At 33.6% G+C, this 18,937-nt stretch carries 10 protein-coding genes; 5 read left to right on the forward strand and 5 right to left on the reverse strand.

The features are described from left to right. Positions 1-4: 4 nt before the first annotated feature. From FBFL15_RS12240 to FBFL15_RS12250, 3 genes are read right to left on the reverse strand one after another with little or no spacing between them, the layout of a single operon-like run. Positions 5-2,782 (reverse strand): T9SS type A sorting domain-containing protein, encoded by a 2,778-nt coding sequence (locus tag FBFL15_RS12240; RefSeq protein ID WP_014084889.1) that lies wholly within the window; start codon positions 2,780-2,782, stop codon positions 5-7. A 20-nt stretch (positions 2,783-2,802) separates the two neighbouring features. After that, entirely contained in the window at positions 2,803-3,558 is a 756-nt protein-coding gene (locus FBFL15_RS12245; RefSeq protein WP_014084890.1) for a LytR/AlgR family response regulator transcription factor, read from the reverse strand. Further along, entirely contained in the window at positions 3,555-5,408 is a 1,854-nt protein-coding gene (locus tag FBFL15_RS12250) for a tetratricopeptide repeat-containing sensor histidine kinase (protein WP_014084891.1), read from the reverse strand. The genes FBFL15_RS12245 and FBFL15_RS12250 overlap by 4 nt, the downstream gene beginning before the upstream one ends. A gap of 658 nt (positions 5,409-6,066) precedes the next feature. Between FBFL15_RS12250 and FBFL15_RS12255 the strand changes: the two genes are divergently transcribed. After that, on the forward strand, positions 6,067-10,134 hold the full coding sequence (locus FBFL15_RS12255) for a LamG-like jellyroll fold domain-containing protein (RefSeq protein WP_014084892.1): 4,068 nt from the start codon (positions 6,067-6,069) through the stop codon (positions 10,132-10,134). A 392-nt stretch (positions 10,135-10,526) separates the two neighbouring features. Here FBFL15_RS12255 and FBFL15_RS12260 read toward each other — a convergent pair whose 3' ends face one another. Next, positions 10,527-12,860, reverse strand: coding sequence for an ATP-dependent helicase (locus FBFL15_RS12260; RefSeq protein ID WP_044032568.1), 2,334 nt, complete (start codon positions 12,858-12,860; stop codon positions 10,527-10,529). A 346-nt stretch (positions 12,861-13,206) separates the two neighbouring features. On the opposite strand from FBFL15_RS12260, the gene FBFL15_RS12265 reads away from it, so the two are divergent. From FBFL15_RS12265 to FBFL15_RS12280, 3 genes are all read left to right on the forward strand, one after another. Beyond that, the gene (locus FBFL15_RS12265) at positions 13,207-13,719 is read left to right on the forward strand and encodes a hypothetical protein (RefSeq protein WP_148267918.1); all 513 of its coding nucleotides are present in this window, start codon (positions 13,207-13,209) and stop codon (positions 13,717-13,719) included. 892 nt (positions 13,720-14,611) lie between these two features. Continuing rightward, entirely contained in the window at positions 14,612-15,460 is an 849-nt protein-coding gene (locus FBFL15_RS12275; protein WP_014084894.1) for a ComEC/Rec2 family competence protein, read from the forward strand. Continuing rightward, entirely contained in the window at positions 15,457-16,164 is a 708-nt protein-coding gene (locus tag FBFL15_RS12280) for a hypothetical protein (RefSeq protein ID WP_014084895.1), read from the forward strand. Before FBFL15_RS12275 ends, FBFL15_RS12280 begins: the two co-directional genes overlap by 4 nt. Before the next feature lie 227 nt (positions 16,165-16,391). Here the strand turns inward: FBFL15_RS12280 and FBFL15_RS12285 are convergent, their stop codons facing one another. Continuing rightward, on the reverse strand, positions 16,392-17,936 hold the full coding sequence (locus tag FBFL15_RS12285) for an IS1182 family transposase (protein WP_014083674.1): 1,545 nt from the start codon (positions 17,934-17,936) through the stop codon (positions 16,392-16,394). 150 nt (positions 17,937-18,086) lie between these two features. On the opposite strand from FBFL15_RS12285, the gene FBFL15_RS12290 reads away from it, so the two are divergent. Further along, complete coding sequence (locus FBFL15_RS12290) at positions 18,087-18,749, forward strand: hypothetical protein (RefSeq protein WP_014084896.1); 663 nt, start codon at positions 18,087-18,089, stop codon at positions 18,747-18,749. The last annotated feature ends 188 nt before the right edge of the window (positions 18,750-18,937 follow it).

Here is an 18,937-nt window from a genome sequence, read left to right on the forward strand (position 1 = left end):
TCATTTATTTCTTCATCAATTTTTCCACTTTTTTACCAGTTTCAGTTTGGATTTCTAGGATGTACATACCTGTTTTTAAGTGGTTTACATCTATTGTTTTTTGTAATGAATCGGCTTTTATAAATTGTACAATTCTGCCTTGGGCGTCGAAAATGGTGATGGCATTGATATTGCTTTGGGCCGATAGGGTAACGCTGTCTTCTGCTGGATTGGGTGCTATTGTTATGGTTGCATCTTTCGTAAAATCTTGATTACTAAGGGTTTCAAACACGGTTGTGGCATCGTTGGTTTCAATTGGGAAATTATAGTCAAAAAAGATATTGGCATTAGACGTTACATGACCCGTAGTTTGCACGTTGGGGTTCGACTTCATTTTGAAAAGCACATGTCCGTGACCTCCCGATGGTGAGCCTGCCAACTGGATGTTCTCGAAAATAAATTCCACCAAATTGCCGTTTATTCGGGTGTAAACGTTGTGCGAGGCATTCATCACTTGCAACGAACTCAAATCGTATTCCGCTGGATTGATGGTCGTTGCCACCACAATATTTTCGGCAGCTGCCGTGCCTGTGTTTTCAAATCGCACGTTATAATGTAGGTAATTGCCAATCATACTTGGATCCAAACTACTGCCCTCTAAACAGTAAATATCATTTGGATCAAACGATCCAACCACCGTTTGATTATAAACAAAAACGTTGTCTGCAGGCACTTCGTCGCCCGTAAGTGGGGTAATTTGAGCATTAAAAGCCAATATATCGCCATTATTTACCGCTGGCGTTTCGGTTGGTGTATTGACATTTAAAGTAAAGGCGATGCTACGGTTTTCAAACGGCAACAAATTATTGTAATTCCATAACAATGAACCTGTTGTATTTGAAGTTGGCGTTATTGAAGCATTTACAAAATCCAATTTTGCATCATCAAAGGTAACAGAAACTGCTCCCGAAAGCGGTTGGTTGCCTTTGTTTTTATACACCAAACGATACTCGGCATCAAAACCAGGGCGGGCGGGGGTTACTTGTGCCAAAACCACTTCCAAATCGTTGTGGGTGCCATTGGGTGTAATGCAAAAATCCTGACTTGCGGTATTGTTGTTATTATTGGCAAAAGCAATTTGCGTTGTGACTGGCGACACATTAAAGTATGTTGGATTTTCCAATTGAGGGGTTAGAGTAAACGTGCCATTGTTCATAAAAAAGGCATAATCGCCCTCAAAATTGGTAAACGTAGAACCCGAATTGGTGCCATCGGTCATATTAACCCTTAAAAACTCAAAGGGAGCATCGTTGGTGTCGCAGCCGTTGGTTTCGTTGTCGTATAGTGCGTTGCCCGAAATGGTGTTGTAGTTGCCGTTTGGTGTAAAGGAGCAGTAATCACCAACTACGCAAGTATCCCACATTTCATAAAGGTTTACAATTAATTGCACACTTTGTTGTTCTATGTCATCAGCACAAATATAGGTTAGGTTTGGATTATTTAAAAACGATTTGGTTTCGTTGGTATTGTTTTTAAAGGAAATGAATTGCAAATTGTTGTTGTCGCAGTTTACAGATTGTAAGTTGCCGCAATCAGATAAATCTAAATACGTTAGATTATTATTTCTTAAATCTATATTTTCTAAAATATTTGAATTTTGCAAATTAAGTTCTGTAATTTTAGTGCCATATATTATAACATTTTTTAAATTATTTGTTCCGCTTTTGGTAATCGAGTTCAAATTAATTTTTGGTGCTAGAATATTGTTAATCATGAAATAATTATAAGCTGAACCAGATGAACTAACATTAATTTTCAAATCTTCTAAATTGTTTAAATTAGATAAATCTAAGCTAGATAATGATTGACTTGTTTGTGTACTATTATTAGTATAATCCAAATCATAGACAAACAAATCAATTTTTTTTAAATTAATACAACCATTTAATAATAATGAATTTGTTAACAATCCTGTAATTTGGATGTCTTCTAATGAAGTTAAACTTGAAAAAATTAAATTACTTAAATTAACATTATGTAACTTAACTTTTTTTAAAGAGCTACAATTTAAAAATGTAGCATTATTTATAGAATTAAAGATTTCCACATCTTCTAAATTAATCAAATTATCAAAATTAATATTAAAACTTTGCTCCCATAAATTAAATTTCACTTTTTTTAAACTATTACAATTATTAAAATTAATGTTTGTGGAATTATAAATACTGAAATTTGTTCTAATTTCAATTTCTTCTAAATTAAATAAATTAGAGAAATCAAACATGTTTACATTTCTAGCAGAAACATTATTTAATGGAGGGTCAATAATTTTAATTTTCTTTAAATTTATACAATTAGTAACGTTTAAAGAAGAAAAAATATTAATAGGACTCCAATAACTCCCATAAAGTGAAGTACAATCATAATTAATTTCTTCTAAATAAATTAACCCATTAAAATTTAAATTTGATAAAGACATATTTAACATATCAATTTTAATTAAATTAATGAAACTTGTAATCCCAGAAATATTTGAGATACTAGTATATAAATTTCCATTAGTTAAATTTGTTGAACCAATATTCAAATAACTAATATTATTTGCCTCACTCTGCTGAATCAGATTATCTCCATTCGTATCAATCACTGTCCAATTCCCATTCAAATCTTTTGCAATTTGGTTGGTTGTGGTGTTTGCTGAAAGTAACTTCAACTTAAAATTAATATCTGGAATACTCACCACTTGCCCATTAGCAAAAGCCACGGCACATAATAAAACTAGGGTTGTATATATTTTTTTCATAATGCTTGTATATTTAAATTCTATAAGGTTATTTTTTTAATAATTTCGTCCAAAAGCCCCATGCGTTTGCTCGATATGGGTACTTGGCTGTGGCACGACATTTCTACATAATTGTCTTTTTTAGAAAACGAAATAATTTCGTTTCTATTTATCAAATGCGATTGATGAATGCGTTCAAAACCAAAGGTTTGCAACAGTTCGTCATACTCTTTGAGGGTTTTTGATGTAACAATTTTCCTGCTGTCTTTCAAAAATACTTTTGTATAATTGCCCATGGCTTCAAACCTTAATAGCTGCTCTATTGGCACTATAAGTGTTTTGCTATCAGATACCAAAGCTATTTTTTTGGTTTCGGCTGGCTTGTTCAAATGTTGTAGCAGCAAGTCTATTTGTGGGTATTGGTAGTTTGTCGTTTGTTGCACTACCCTATCCAGCACTTGCCTCAATTCTTCGGCATCTATGGGTTTCAAAATATAGTCTATCACACTGTATTTAAAAGCCTTTACTGCATATTGTTGGTAGGCTGTTATGAATATAATTTTGGGGGTATAATGCGGTACATTCGTTTTCAATTTTTCTAAAATATCAAAACTGCTTCCCTCATTGATTTGAATATCCAAAAACAACAAGTCGGGCTGCTGATCAACGATACACTGATAACCATCGGACACACTGTCGGACTCGCCAACCAGTTGCAAGCTTGGCATGAGTTTTTTTAACAAAAGTCGAAGCCCTTTTCGCAATTGTAATTCGTCTTCTATCAATACTGCTTTCATGATTGTTGTAGTTTTAAATACAGGCTAATAGTAGTTCCTGGATAATTGGGGTCCAAGTGGGTTTGTTCTACTACAAGTTGGCCTCCTAGTGTTTCTATTCTTTTTTTGATTATGCCCATGGCCATCGACTGGTGTTGTAGCACCGAATGGGCTTTTTGCCATTTTGAAACTTCATATCCTATGCCATTATCTTGAATGACAACCTTTAAATGCTCGTGGTCTGTTGAAAAATCAACCCGAATTTGACCTTTAATTTTTATGGTAGCAATGCCGTGCAAAATGGCATTTTCTACTAATGGCTGCAAGAGCATAGAGGGCAACTTATAGTCTAAAATTGATGCTTTGCTATACGTAATGTCATAATCAAACTTGTTGTCAAATCGCAATTTTTCGAGGGCAATATATTGATCTAAATTGTCTATTTCGTTTGCAATCGTAATGCTATCTTCTTTTGAATTTTCTAAAGTCAGCCTCAAGAGTCGTGCAAATTTATTGAGGTATTGCGTTGCCAAGTTATATTCTTCTTGCAAAATCAAACTCGAAACACTCCCCAAACAATTAAAAATAAAATGAGGATTCATTTGCAAAAACAAGGCCTTGTGCTGCAACTCTGCTTTGTCTTTTTGCAGCTTTAAATCTAGTTTTTGTAAGTTTTGTTTTTTATAATACAAATAAAACAACAATACACCAAGCCCTATCAAACACACCAATACTCCTACCCCTCCATACAACCACCTGCGTTGCTTTTGATTGACTTGTGCTAGTTTTTGCTCCTCGAGTTGGTGTTGCATTTCTATATATTCTAATGCTTTGTCGTTGTTGTTTTGGGCTAATTTGAGTGCAATTTCGTAGTGTTTTTGTGTATGAAAAAACCTTTGTTGTGGATTGTCTGAAGCATATATCTGAGCCAACTCTAAATGAGCTATGGCTTGAATGTCTAGCACATTGAGCTGCTCGCTTATGGCAATTGTTTTTGATAACAAACTTTTGGCCAAAGTTACATTATGCTCTTTTTCGGCTAGCAAGGCCTGAAAATAATAGGTGTCTGTTAGTCCAAAAACATCGTCTATTTTGACAAATGCTTGAGTGGCTAATTGCAAATATTTTCGGGCTTCGTCAAAATGTTGTTGGTGAAAATAATAATTGCCCAAAGCATTGTACAATTCGCCTTTTGCCCTATCGTTGCTGATGTTTGAAACCTGTTTTAGTGCCAAATCTAAATAAGTTTTACCTTGCTGAAAATGATTGATTCTGATGTAATTTTTACCAATATTGGTATAAATACTTACGGTTGTTTCTACATCTTTATTACTGGTTTTCAGGGCTTTAAATAAATATCCGTTGGCCAATTCAAATTTATTCAACGACTGGTATTCGATAGCAATATTATTATAAATGGCACTTTGCATTTCAAAATTGGCCATGTACTCAAATATCCTAAGGGCTTTAAAATGGTGGTTCAAAGCCTTGGTATAATTGCTTTGCTGGCTATAAATGATACCCATGCTGGCCCAAGAATTGGCATACATTTTTTGTATATCGGGCGTGTCATTTGTATGTAATAAAAATTCAAATATTTTGTTTTCTTTCTGAAAACAAAATAATGCTTGAGGCAAATGCCCATTGATCATCAAAATATTACCTTTATGGTGGTAGGCTTTTCCAATTGTTTGGCTGTTTTTGGCATGCTGAATCACAAAATTTGTATGTTGTAACAAATCATTTTTGGGCAAATCAAAATAATTTTCTGCTTTTTTTAAATGATCCAAAACCTCAGCCCGCTCTTGTTGTACGGGCGATGAACAGCCACACCATACTAAAAGTAAAAAGAACCCTATTTTTGTTTGCATCGTGCTTACTTATTTTATACCCACAAAAGTAGTTGATTCTCAAAAACAAATGCAATAAAAATGACAATAGCCTTTATTTTTAGGATAATGGTAGTGCTTTTTTTATTAAATAAGGTTGCGTTTTGAAATTTTTATGTGATTAAATTTGACTTTTTTAAATACCATAATTGATGTACATACTACATTTACTGCAACTAGTTTTTATTGTTTATGATATAGTTTTCTTGTATTTTATCAAAAGGTTTGCTTATTAATTGTCCTTCATGTGGGTGTTAGTTTTTTAAAGGTATAATCAAATATTTATTTTGACAATAGTTTAAAAAAATAAAAAAACTACCATTTTTGAGCTAATGATTCACTTGGTATTGGATTATTTTAATCAAAAATAAATAAATATTTATTATGTTTTGAAATATTATTATCATAATTAACATCATTTATAAATAAAAATTAAAATTAAATTGATTTAAAAATTTTAAAATTATATACATAAATTACTTTTATATTTCAATTTTATCATATCTAATTATTGATTAATACGACTAATACTATTGTTTATATTGAAATGTAACGGTTTTATTTTTTATATATTTTGAGTTGAATTTTTTATTGATTTAATATATACTAAATTTACTACGAACTATAAATTGTTGTTATTATGAAAAAAATATTACTTTTATCTGGATTTTTGTTCTGCTTTTTATTAGGCTTCGGACAAAATAAAGATTATTATCCAAAGCCAAAATACCCTGCTTTATTTAAAACGTTAGGATGTCCGGTTAAAGCATCTGACCCTGAATGGGTAAAAAAAATGTATAGTGAAAATCCCAATTTTTTTGAGGTTAGTGCATTATATGATGCTTATTACAAGACTCATGTGTTAGAAAAAAATACACATACACAAAATTACAAGCAATTTTTTAGACTTGTAAACACAAACAAATATTACAACAGCGAAGGAGAGATTGTAATAGAAGAGCCATTAAAAACAGCCGAAAATACAGCTGTTGCAAGCAAAAATAACAATCAGTACACCGTTTCGGACGCTTGGGTTCCTGTGGCTCCAATAGAAACGTTTGAAACTAATGGCAACAGAAAATCGTCTCAAGTAAACATTTACTGTTTTACGCAATCAACATCTAACCCGAATGTATTGTATTGTGGAACAGAAACAGGTGCAGTATTTAAATCTATAGACAAGTCCGAGAATTGGACAGAAGTAGGCAAAACCGTTTTTGATTATGGAACTTCACAAGCAATTAAAGTAGATCCAAATAACGAAAACATTGTGTATGTTGCACACGACACACGTTTATTCAAATCGATAGATGGTGGACAAAACTGGACTTTGATGCTTACTTCAACATGGCAAAATGATGTAGAAGTTAGCCCAAACAATTCAAATATTGTGTTTGTAAGTGGCAGTTTTGGGCTCAAACGGAGTACCGATGCTGGACAAACATGGACAAACATTACAGCGGATGTTGTAACGGATATAGAATTTAAAAGCAACGATGCTTCCGTGGTGTATATTGCCAAGAAAAACAGTGCTGTAAATAGGTTTGAAATTTGGAAATCGACAGATGCTGGATTAACATTTATGGCCAAAACAAGCGGATGGTTTGTGCCTACAAACGGGGTTGCAAATCATGCAGAGGGGGCAAAAATTGCCAACACACTTGCCGATCCAAATAGACTATACGTATTATTGCTTGGAAGTGATATAGATTATGCTACTGATATCAATTATATTGGTGTATATAAAAGTACCGATGCAGGCGAATCATGGAGTTTGCCTTATGATGGAAATAATGATGGAACACCCGATAATAATCCTGGAGGTCCTTATTCTGCAACGCATTGGGCCATGTCCACATTTAACGTTAATGGTGGCAATTATGATCAAGGTTTTTATAATGCTGCTATAGACGCTTCAGATACTGATCCAAATGTTTTTATGGTTGGAATGCTCAATTTATTTCGCTCTTCTGATGGTGGTACTACATTTAAACTTCATGGTGGCTATGGTTGCAATAATTGCTCTAATCGATACAGACATCCCGATATTCAAGGAATTCAAGTACAAGGCAACGATGCTTGGGTGGTAACTGATGGTGGAGTAGATCAATATGATGGCAACTTAAATTTTTTAGACTCTAAAAATAAAGGAATAACCACTTGTGATTTATGGGGCTTTGATCAGGGTTGGAACGAAGATGTTGTGGTTGGTGGCAGATACCATACTGGTAATATGGCCTATCATGAAAACTATCAGAATGGCAAAACTATTTCATTAGGTGGTGGCGAAAGTGCTACTGGTTTTGTGAATTTAGGAGATAACAAAAAAACCTATTTTGATGATATAGGGGGCAAATGGATTCCCGCTACTAGTACTGGCAACGTTCAAAATATTCCATCAATTACTTTATATCCAAAATCAGGTAACAGTTTGGAAAAAAGCGAAATTGTAAACGACCCTAGGTGGTGGAACAATATTTATTTGGGCAAAGACAATAAAATATGGGCTAGTGAAGACTATGGAGCAAGCTTTAATTTATTGCACGAATTTGGTGTAGCTGGCAACACAGTTAGAGGAATCGAAGTTTCTAGACATAATCCAAATCTCATTTTTGCCGTTCATCACTTGGGTAGTACCGTGAAATTATGGAAAAGTACTGATGCTGGCGTCAACTGGACTGAAATAACACTTCCTTTGATTTACAATAAATTTTCTATGAGTTTAAACGAACAAGACGAACTGTTTATAGCTTATGATGTAACTGGAAATAGCACTACAAAAGTATATAAATCCGTCAATTTAGGACAATCATGGAGCAATATTACAACAACTGCACTAAACGGTTTTCAAATTAGAGACATTGAAGTACAAGAAGGTACAAATGGTGGTGTGTACATCATTTGTTCTCGACATGTATTTTATAAAAACAACACACTTACTAATTGGGTTGATATGTCTAATGGTATTCCGTCTAGTTTTAGACTTTTAGATGCCAAACCATTTTACAAATCGGGCAAACTTCGTATTGCTGGAAACAGAGGAGTATGGGAACATGATTTTTACGAAAATTCTGTTCCAAAAGCACAACCAATGGTAGCCAATAAACAAGTATATTGCAACAGACAAATCGTTCAATTTGAAGATTATTCTATTTTAAATCATACGAATGCTACTTGGCAATGGAGTTTTCCTGGTGCCACTTCTATTTCGTCCACCTCTATAAGAAATCCATTGGTTGTATATGCTAATCCTGGTACTTACAACGTTAGTTTAACTGTTACAAACCCTCAAGGTACAAGCTCTAAAACAATTCAAAATATGATTGTGGTCAATCCTAGTGAATGTACCCCAAAACCTTTTGCAGAAAAAGCGGCACTCTTTAATGGAACAAATAGTCAATATTTAACCAAAAATTTTAATCCACAAAAAACCGTTACTAATTTTACGTTCTCTGCTTGGATTAAACCAAATGGTATTCAACAAGATTACTCCTCTATACTTTATACTAATGGAATTACGCTAGACTTTAAAAATGGCACTAACGAATTAGGTACCCACTGTGGAGGGCTTTGGTGGTATAACTCTGGACTTATTGTCCCTAAAGACAAATGGTCCTATGTGGCTTTGATTTATACACCTACTAAAGTTACATTGGTACTAAACGAAAAAACCTACGAAATAAACACTTCTTTTCCCAGCCAAAACCTTTCAACTCTTGACTTAGGAATTCACAACAGACGTAATGACAGACAATATAAAGGCATATTGGAAGAAGTGTGTTTATGGGATAGAGCACTTACTTTAGATGAAATTAGGCTCAACAAACACCTTACAAAAGTTGGCAATAGTGATAACAATCTTTTTGCTTATTACCAATTTAATTCTATTTTAAATAACGAGATTTTTGATGTAAAAAACAACAACGATTTAAGTGTTATAAACGGTACTTCAACGATTGACTCCTCTTGTCCTATTGGACCAGGAGTTGCCCAAGCACTTACAATAAATCAAAATAATTCTTTATATCATTTTACAACTCCAAATGTTATAATAAACACTGGCACTACAAATCCTAATGGACGTGTAGTAGTTACTAGAATAACAACAGAACCTTATTTAAAACCCAATGCTGATTATGATATAAATAATGAGTACTACTGTATAGAAAACTATGGTACTGTAAGCGATGTAAATAACTTAAGCAACGTTGTGTTTACCGATGTTTCTAATTTAAGTGGTTTACAAACCACCGAAGTAAAATTATTTGAAAGAGAACGTAATAGCGATGTGCTATCAGATTGGACAGACAAAGGAAACCCTACAACCATCAACGCAAGTGCCGTTGCTTTTGCTCCAATTCAAATTACTAGTCCTATCCCTTTCAATAATAATGCTACTGCTAATACCTTAAATCAGTCTAGCGGACAGTTTTATTTCAAGTCTAGAAGGGTTTTAAATAACACTACCAATACTTTAAATCAAAATGTTTTGGTGTATCCAAATCCTTCCTCTATCGAGTCGGGGTTTTACTTCAAAAATATAGGACAACAAGCCCTTTTGAATGTATATGACAGCACCGGTAAATTAATATTTATTAGTAAAATCAACGAATCTGAAAAAATTAATGCCGCAAAAGCACCCGGAATTTACTTTTATAGTGTAGAGTCTCTTGATAAAATTATTACAGGTAAAATCATTATAAAATAATCATCTTTCGTTTTTTTGTATCTGTACTAAAATATGGGTACTAATTGAAAAAAAATAATAGCTTAAAACAAGGAAGCCCTAATTTTTTAATTAGGGCTTTTTTATACTTAATACCAAACACTCATATAAAATAGCCCAATCTACTAGCTCTTTTTCTCCAAATATTTCACAAAAAAATAATTACGTAGCCCAGCTATGAAATGATTTTTTTATAAAATCTTGAAAAAAAATAGCATTGCATTTTTAGACTATTTTATATAAGTGTTTGGTATAAAATTTCAATATTTTCAAAAATTTGAAACATTCCTAAAATATAGGCAATGTTATTTTTCATTCATTTTTTTGCTTTGTAAGGCATGAGTCCTTTTTACTCTAATTATTCCATCGATTCATTACCCTACAATGGTTAATTTTGCAAACCGCAATAACAATTTTTTGATGCCCCCAACTTCAAATCGGATTTCGGCTTTCTTATCTGCACCAACCCCCTCCAAATTGATAATTTCGCCCTTACCAAATCGCTCGTGAATAATAATTTGCCCTATTTTCATGCCACTATCCCCACCAGACGATGAACCAGCAGACGATGAGCCCATTAGCGACTTCAGTTTTCTAACTTGGTGTTCGGGTTGAGGCTCTTGGTCCGTTATATACTTTGGCGGCAAGCCCGATACAGGTTTGGTCAGTCGCAACTTTGATTTATCCACATCGCCAAATATATCATTGTCTATCAAGGGTTTGTATCGATAATTGGTTTCAACTGGCGTTATATATTCCAAAAACTCTTCTTTAATTTCTTCAATAAACCTAGAGGGTTCGCTATCCGACAGTTTGCCCCAGCGGTACCTGGATTGGGCATACGTCAAATATGCCTGATGCTCGGCACGTGTAAGGGCTACATAAAACAACCGACGCTCTTCCTCCAACTCGCTTCGGGTACTCATAGACATGGCACTCGGAAACAAGTCTTCCTCCATACCAACCACAAAAACCGTTGGAAATTCCAGTCCCTTTGCCAAGTGTATCGTCATCAATGCCACCCGATCATCATCGCCCGTGTCTTTGTCCAAATCTGTTGCCAACGCTACATCCTCCAAAAACTCAGACAAAGCACCCCTAGCCCCATCAACCTCTTTTTGACCATCTATAAAATCCTTAATACCATTAAGCAATTCCTCTATATTTTCTATTCGTGCAATTCCTTCTGGTGTACCATCTTTTTTAAGCTCTTGTACCAAGCCCGTTTTTTTAGTAACATGGTCAGACAAATAAAAGGCATCCTGATTTTCATTAATCACCTGAAAACTCTGAATCATCGTTACAAAATCATTGATTTTTTGTTTCGTACCCGAGTTGAGTTTCAAGTCTATCCGATCTATATTTTGCATCACCTCAAATATCGACCGCTTGTAATGGTTGGCCGCAATGGTCAATTTTTCAACCGTAGTGTCGCCAATGCCCCGTGCAGGATAATTAATCACCCGTACCAATGCCTCCTCGTCCTTTGGATTGATTACCAATCGCAAATAAGCCAAAACATCTTTAATTTCTTTACGCTGATAAAACGACAACCCACCATAAATCCGATACGGAATATCCCGTTTTCTAAGGGCATCTTCCATTGCCCTAGACTGGGCATTGGTCCTATACAAAATCGCAAAATGGCTGTTGGGTTTTTGAAATTGCATTTTCTCCTCCCAAATCGTGCTCGCTACAAATCGGCCCTCTTCTGCATCGGTCAAACTGCGGTGCACTTTAATTTTTTGCCCAAAATCATTGGCCGTCCAAACCACTTTATCCAATTTGGTTTTATTTTTATCTATAATAGAATTGGCCGCTTCTACAATATTTTTGGTCGAGCGATAATTTTGTTCCAATCGATACGTCTGAACGCCTTCATAATCCTTTTGAAAATTCAATATATTATTAATATTGGCCCCCCTAAAAGCATAAATACTCTGAGCATCATCGCCCACAACACAAATATTCTGAAACTTGTCAGACAAAGCCCGAACAATCAAATACTGAGAATGGTTTGTATCCTGATACTCATCTACCAAAATATACCTAAATCGGTTCTGGTATTTCATCAAAACATCTGGAAACCTCGACAACAACTCGTTGGTTTTCAACAACAAATCATCAAAATCCATAGCCCCCGATTTAAAACACCGTTCCACATAATTCTGATAAATCTCGCCCAATCGGGGTTTTTTAGACATCGCATCGGCCTCTTGCAAATCAGGATTATTAAAATAGGCTTTTACCGTTACCAAACTATTTTTATACGACGAAATCCTACTCAAAACCTGCTTCGGCTTATAAATATCCCTATCCAATTGCATCTCCTTGATAATCCCCGAAATACAACGCAACGAATCCTGCGAATCATAAATCGAAAAATTGCTTGGATACCCCAGTTTGTCTGCCTCCGACCTCAAAATCCTTGCAAAAACCGAGTGAAACGTACCCATCCACAAATTTTTAGCCTCGTTATTCCCCACAATCGACGCAATCCTATTCTTCATCTCACGAGCAGCCTTGTTTGTAAACGTAAGTGCCAAAATATTAAACGAATCTACCCCAAGACTCATCAAATAAGCAATCCGAATAGTCAAAACACGGGTTTTTCCAGAACCCGCACCAGCTATAATAATCATTGGTCCATCTTTTTGAAGCACAGGCAATTGCTGCGCCTCATTAAGCTGCGATATATATTTTTGCATCATGATTCACTTTTTTTTATGGCAAAAATAACAATTTAAAACCATACCGCCATTACAAAAAAACAGCTACACAATCAAAAACCTGTCCATAACCAAACAACCACCCTTTTTTTTCAAAATCAGGAGCAGCCACATCAGGCATTTTCACGCTGGGCCAGTTCCCGCCATTCGCTCTATCTTTTTGTTTTTAAAGAAAAAACAAAAAGGATGCCGCTACTGTCGGGGCTATATCGCAGCCACAGTCTGTGTAACCCATGGTTTTTTAAGAGGAAAGAAGAAAGAAGATAGAGGAAGGAAGAAAGAAGATAGAGGAAAGAAGAAAGAGGAAAGAGGAAAATGAATAGCATTGGTGGTTTCATCAACCAACTCCCCAAGAAAACGAATTAATACCAAAGAAAATAGCATTAATACCAAAAAAAATATAATTAATACCAAAGAAAATATAATTAATACCAAAGAAAATATAATTAATACCAAAGAAAATATAATTAATACCAAAGAAAATGGCATTAATACCAAAGAAAATGGCATTAATACCAAAGAAAATGGCATTAATACCAAAGAAAATATAATTAATACCAAAGAAAATATAATTAATACCAAAGAAAATATAATTAATACCAAAGAAAATATAATTAATACCAAAGAAAATGGCATTGATACCAAAGAAAATAGCATTAATACCAAAAAAAATATAATTAATACCAAAGAAAATAGCATTAATACCAAAAAAAATATAATTAATACCAAAGAAAATGGCATTAATACCAAAAAAAATATAATTAATACCAAAGAAAATATAATTTATACCAAAGAAAATATAATTAATACCAAAGTAAATATAATTAATACCAAATAAAATGGCATTGATACCAAAAGAAATGGCATTAATACCAAAGAAAATAGCATTGATACCAAAAAAAATATAATTAATACCAAAAAAAATATAATTAATACCAAAGAAAATGGCATTAATACCAAAGAAAATATAATTAATACCAAAGAAAATGGCATTAATACCAAAGAAAATATAATTAATACCAAAGTAAATATAATTAATACCAAAGAAAATATAATTAATACCAAATAAAATGGCATTGATACCAAAAGAAATGGCATTAATACCAAAGAAAATATAATTAATACCAAAGAAAATGGCATTAATACCAAAAGAAATGGCATTAATACCAAAGAAAATAGCATTTATACCAAAGAAAATATAATTAATACCAAAGAAAATATAATTAATACCAAAGAAAATAGCATTGATACCAAAAAAAATATAATTATTACCAAAGAAAATATAATTAATACCAAAAGAAATGGCATTTATACCAAAAAAAATATAATTAATACCAAAGAAAATAGCATTGATACCAAAAGAAATGGCATTGATACCAAAGAAAATATAATTAATACCAAAGTAAATGGCATTAATACCAAAGAAAATGGCATTGATACCAAAGAAAATGATTTAGGTTTGCAAAGGAAGCCTCTAGGCGACCTTCCGTTAGCCTCCATGAGAGTTCCCCTAAATATACAGCAACAACCAGCCCCCCCCCTATTTTTGAAAAAATAAGTTGAATAGATACGTTTGTATTACGATAATTTCAAATTTTGTGGCTCTTTTGTATAAAAGTTGCACACTAATTTTATATTTTGTACCATTGCAAAGGATATAAGAAATTGAAAAAAAATGCAATAAGTTTCGTGTATCTACTAGTTAGGCGTAATATTAAAAGACAGACAATATGTTGAAAATTCATTTTATAAATGTTGGAAAAGGAAACTGCACTGTGATTGATTTTCCAAGCGGACACCTGACTGTTGTTGATACAGACAATTCTCGAAATACTGACGAAAACGACCTTACAGACCCAATTGACTTCATAAAAAAGCAATATCCTAACCGAGACATTTTTAGGCTAATTATTACCCATCCAGACATGGACCATTTATCTGGTATGGAAGAGATAGCTGCAAACTTTAAAATTTATAATTTCTGGGACACAGAGAATAATAAAACTCTAACTCAAGCGGACTTGGATAAAGCACCATATTATGAAAAAGAAGATTGGAAAACATATCAAAAATTTAGAAAAAGTACGGAAAGTCCAAAATGTTTAAACCTGTATAGAAATAGTGATGGAGATTATTGGAATTCGGACAATATAAAAATTCTTTCACCATCAAAAGCACTGGTTAAGAAAGCAAACGATAGTGGAGAATACAACCATTTAAGCTATGTAATATCCATTAATTATAAGGGGACAAAGATACTATTGGGTGGTGATGCCACTATAGCGGCATGGGATGAAATTCTTGCGGAGTTGGGGGAGGATGAATTAAAAGCTGACATTTTCTTAGCCCCACATCATGGAAGTTCATACAATGTAAATAAAGAAGTGTTTAAACACATTGCCCCAAAACATGTAGTAGTTTCTGTTATTAAAGGTGTTGATTACGATTACGCATATTACAATACGCTTACAAAAAACAAAGTCCTATCGACAAAACATTATGGTAATATTAGTTTCCATATTGACGACAACGGGAAAATTGAACATATTTATGTAGAAAAAAATGCAGACTCAAAATGAAGATTGACTATTACTCTTTAAAAGCAAGGATTTATCCTTCATTTCTGGTACTCCTGCCACTTTTGCTTTTGGCAGTATTTTATATCACAAATTTTGAAATCTATTTCCATTATTTCACTGCGTTTGCAACAATTGGATTGTTTTCTTATTTATTATCCCAACTAGGCAGAGACAGAGGAAAATTAAAGGAGCAAGAATTATTTAAATTATGGGGTGGTAAGCCAAGTACACAGATATTAAGACATTCTTCAGAGCTTTTAGACAAACATACTAAGGCACGATTTCATAAGGTCTTAACTGCAAAAATTGAGAATGTTACTTTACCGACAATTGAAGAAGAAGAACAAAATCCAACAAAAGCTGATGAGATATATGAAAGCTGTACAAAATATCTAATTTCTAAAACTAGAGACACAGTAAAGTACAACTTGCTTTTTAAAGAAAATACGAGCTACGGTTTTAGAAGAAATTTGTGGGGAATGAAAACTTGGGCAATTGTAATTTTAATTCTATCAGCTGTTATTCATTTAATTCTTGCGACCGATTATTTCACAGAATATTCCTTCTCGCCAAACGAGGACGCATATTTATACGCTGGACTTTTTATTATTTCTATTTTCTGGTTTTTTATTGTTACTCCAAATTGGATACGAATTGTTGCTGACGAATATGCAAGAAGACTATATGAAACACTTGAAGAATAGAAATACTACGCCTAACAGCACCTACCCAAAAGTGGCGGTTCAGTGGTTAAATCAAGCATTGTGCTTCTATCAAAGTTTGTGCTTGGTTGACAGTGAAGTGCTTCGAAATCGCCACCTTCGGGTAGCTGCAAACCGTCAGGCTGTGAAAAAACCCTGTTTATAATCCAAAAAACCAAAAAAACGCTGGTTTTTGAATGTAATAGAAGCCATTTGCGAAAGGGTTATTTTTAAGCCGCATTATTTTGTTGCCAAAAAACGTGGGCTGTAAAACGATGTTTTGAGGTGGGTTTAGAACAAAAAACAAGTTTTGCCTTGTAGGGTGAGTTCCATTTTTGAAGTTTGGCAATCAATTCTGGAATTCCTAAAATATTGATACTTCGCTTGATGTTGTAAACAAGCATAATCAGGCTGTGTTCGCCATTTACTTTTTCTAATCCCGTTAAGTTCGTATGGTTATACCCCCATTGTCGCTTGATTGTACCAAAAATATGTTCGTTAATTTCTTGCCTTTTTCGGTATAATTGTTGATTTTCTTGATAACGCTTGTTATTCTCTTCTACCGCATCGGCATACTGGCTTCGGTCTATTTCTCTGCCGCCTTTCCTGCTGGTGCAGAGGTCTTTAACTAGACATTCCTTGCATTTTGGCGTGCGGTATTTCTGAAATTGATAACCACTTTCTTCTGTTCGTCCTGCTTTTTTGTGCCAAGTTCCAGAAGTTGTCAAGGTTTCGCCTTGCGGACAGACGTAGGTGTTTTCTAATTTATTATAAATAAATTTTGATACAAAATAATCAGGCTGTGTACCGTTTTCATTACTCTTTCCCTGATTGGGTTGGGCTACAATAGTTACAATATCGGCTTGTTTACACTGGTGTATTTGATTTCCGTTGTGATATCCTTTATCAACTAAAACCGTAAAAGTGTCCACTTCTAAATTCTTTTTTGCTTCTAATGCTATGGCAGACAGTGCGTTACGGTCGTTCTTGTTGATGGTGTGTGTAGCAATGACCAAATTGTGCTTATCATCAACAGCAGCTTGAATATTGAAACTCACTTCAACTACCTGACCTTGAACCAATAAGGCTCTCGAATCCGGGTCGGTCGTGCTTATTTGTGGTTCGCCACTTTCTTTTAATTCCTTTTCCAAATGTTCATATCGAAGGCGATTTTTCTTCAAACGCTCGATTTTATCTTGAATATTTTTGATGACAATGGGGTTTTCTTTGTCATCATTTTGCTCCAAAGCATCAAGGTATTCCTGGCTTTTGGTGTCTATATATTCCAAGTGTTGGTCGATTTTTTTTTGGCTAAAATTGGCTTTTTTACTATTGTGAGCCCTGCTTTTTGTCCCATCAATAGCTATGGTTTCACCAGCAATGAGTTCCGCATCTTTAAGAAAAAGTACGAATATTTTGAATAATTTTTTCAGAGCCTTCGGATTGTCTTTTCTAAAATCGGAAATACTGTGATAATTGGGTCTAATGTCCTGCAAAAGCCACTGCATTTCAATGTTTCGGGCACATTCTTTTTCGAGTTTTCTGCACGAACGAATGCCGTTAAGATATCCATATAAATAAATTTTAAGAAACACTTTTGAGTTATAACTCGGACGACCTTCTTTTTTAATCGTTTTTACTTCAAAACCAATTTCTGATAGATTTAAAACCTCCACAAATGCATCGATAAAACGCACTTGATTTTCGGAGCCAATAGTGTCCTCCAAACTAGAAAGACGCATTTGTAAACGGGCTATTCCTGTGATATGTTGCATGGCTAAATGTACAAAAAATAATAATAAAAAACACTATTTTATTTTATTTTTTTATTGTTTTTGAAAAATATTTAACGGCAGTTTTTTCACAGACTGCCGTTGTGCGTCATTTTAACACAGAATCGGTAAATTCAAAAACCTAACCAACAAATGAAAAAAATATTTATCCTAATTATACTTTTCACTTCAATTGAGTATTCTAATGCACAATATATTATAGACTTTTTCTATTCTATTCCAACAGAATATATAGATAATCTTTCATTTATTGAAAGAAAAAATCTTGTCAAAAACGGAAATTTAACAAATGATGATATGTATTATTCTTTAGAAATAGATAAAAAAAATGGTTATTTAAGATTAGAACAATCATATACGGAAGGTCAATCTGGATACCAAATTTTTGAAATTGCATATTGGAATTTGACAAATAAAAAATTAATTGCAATTTCGAGTATTGGAGGAAGTAATGGAGGTTTTTCCCAAAATAACTTCAAACTATTTGAGTACAAAGATGATGCACTAACTGAACTTAAAACAGGATATTTAAAAAGTTATTCTTCAAATTTTGAAGTTTTTATGAATAATCTCGTTGGTGAATTTACAAAGACTAATGTAAATCAAGCAGTTAAAGATGAATTAATTAGTACTCAATTTACAATCGAATTGCCAAAAAATGGAAAAGATATTAATATTTCATTTAAAGAGAATAATATGTCTTCACCTGATTTTTACGAAAAAAACTATGCCAAATTTCTAAAAGTAAAAGAGAAAAATTATGTGTGGAATATTAAAAAACAACTATTTGAATAAAAAAACGAACGCACAACAGCAGTTTGGCAAAATGGCGGGTTCGGTGCTAAATTGAACATTCGGAATTCTAATAAACATTAGTGCTAAATTGAAAGTAAGTGCTTCTAAATCCGCCACTTCATAAATATGCAAAATGTTATGCGTCATTCCCCCTAGACTCACGCCCTGACCCCGTAAGCTAACGGTAT

The organism is Flavobacterium branchiophilum FL-15 (assembly GCF_000253275.1).
GTDB classification, from domain to species: domain Bacteria; phylum Bacteroidota; class Bacteroidia; order Flavobacteriales; family Flavobacteriaceae; genus Flavobacterium; species Flavobacterium branchiophilum.

Coding starts and splice junctions, on each gene's coding strand:
- FBFL15_RS12240 (WP_014084889.1), bottom strand. CDS start 2,782: ATGAAAAAAATATATACAACCCTAGTTTTATTATGTGCCGTGGCTTTT.
- FBFL15_RS12245 (WP_014084890.1), bottom strand. CDS start 3,558: ATGAAAGCAGTATTGATAGAAGACGAATTACAATTGCGAAAAGGGCTT.
- FBFL15_RS12250 (WP_014084891.1), bottom strand. CDS start 5,408: ATGCAAACAAAAATAGGGTTCTTTTTACTTTTAGTATGGTGTGGCTGT.
- FBFL15_RS12255 (WP_014084892.1), top strand. CDS start 6,067: ATGAAAAAAATATTACTTTTATCTGGATTTTTGTTCTGCTTTTTATTA.
- FBFL15_RS12260 (WP_044032568.1), bottom strand. CDS start 12,860: ATGCAAAAATATATATCGCAGCTTAATGAGGCGCAGCAATTGCCTGTG.
- FBFL15_RS12275 (WP_014084894.1), top strand. CDS start 14,612: ATGTTGAAAATTCATTTTATAAATGTTGGAAAAGGAAACTGCACTGTG.
- FBFL15_RS12280 (WP_014084895.1), top strand. CDS start 15,457: ATGAAGATTGACTATTACTCTTTAAAAGCAAGGATTTATCCTTCATTT.
- FBFL15_RS12285 (WP_014083674.1), bottom strand. CDS start 17,936: ATGCAACATATCACAGGAATAGCCCGTTTACAAATGCGTCTTTCTAGT.
- FBFL15_RS12290 (WP_014084896.1), top strand. CDS start 18,087: ATGAAAAAAATATTTATCCTAATTATACTTTTCACTTCAATTGAGTAT.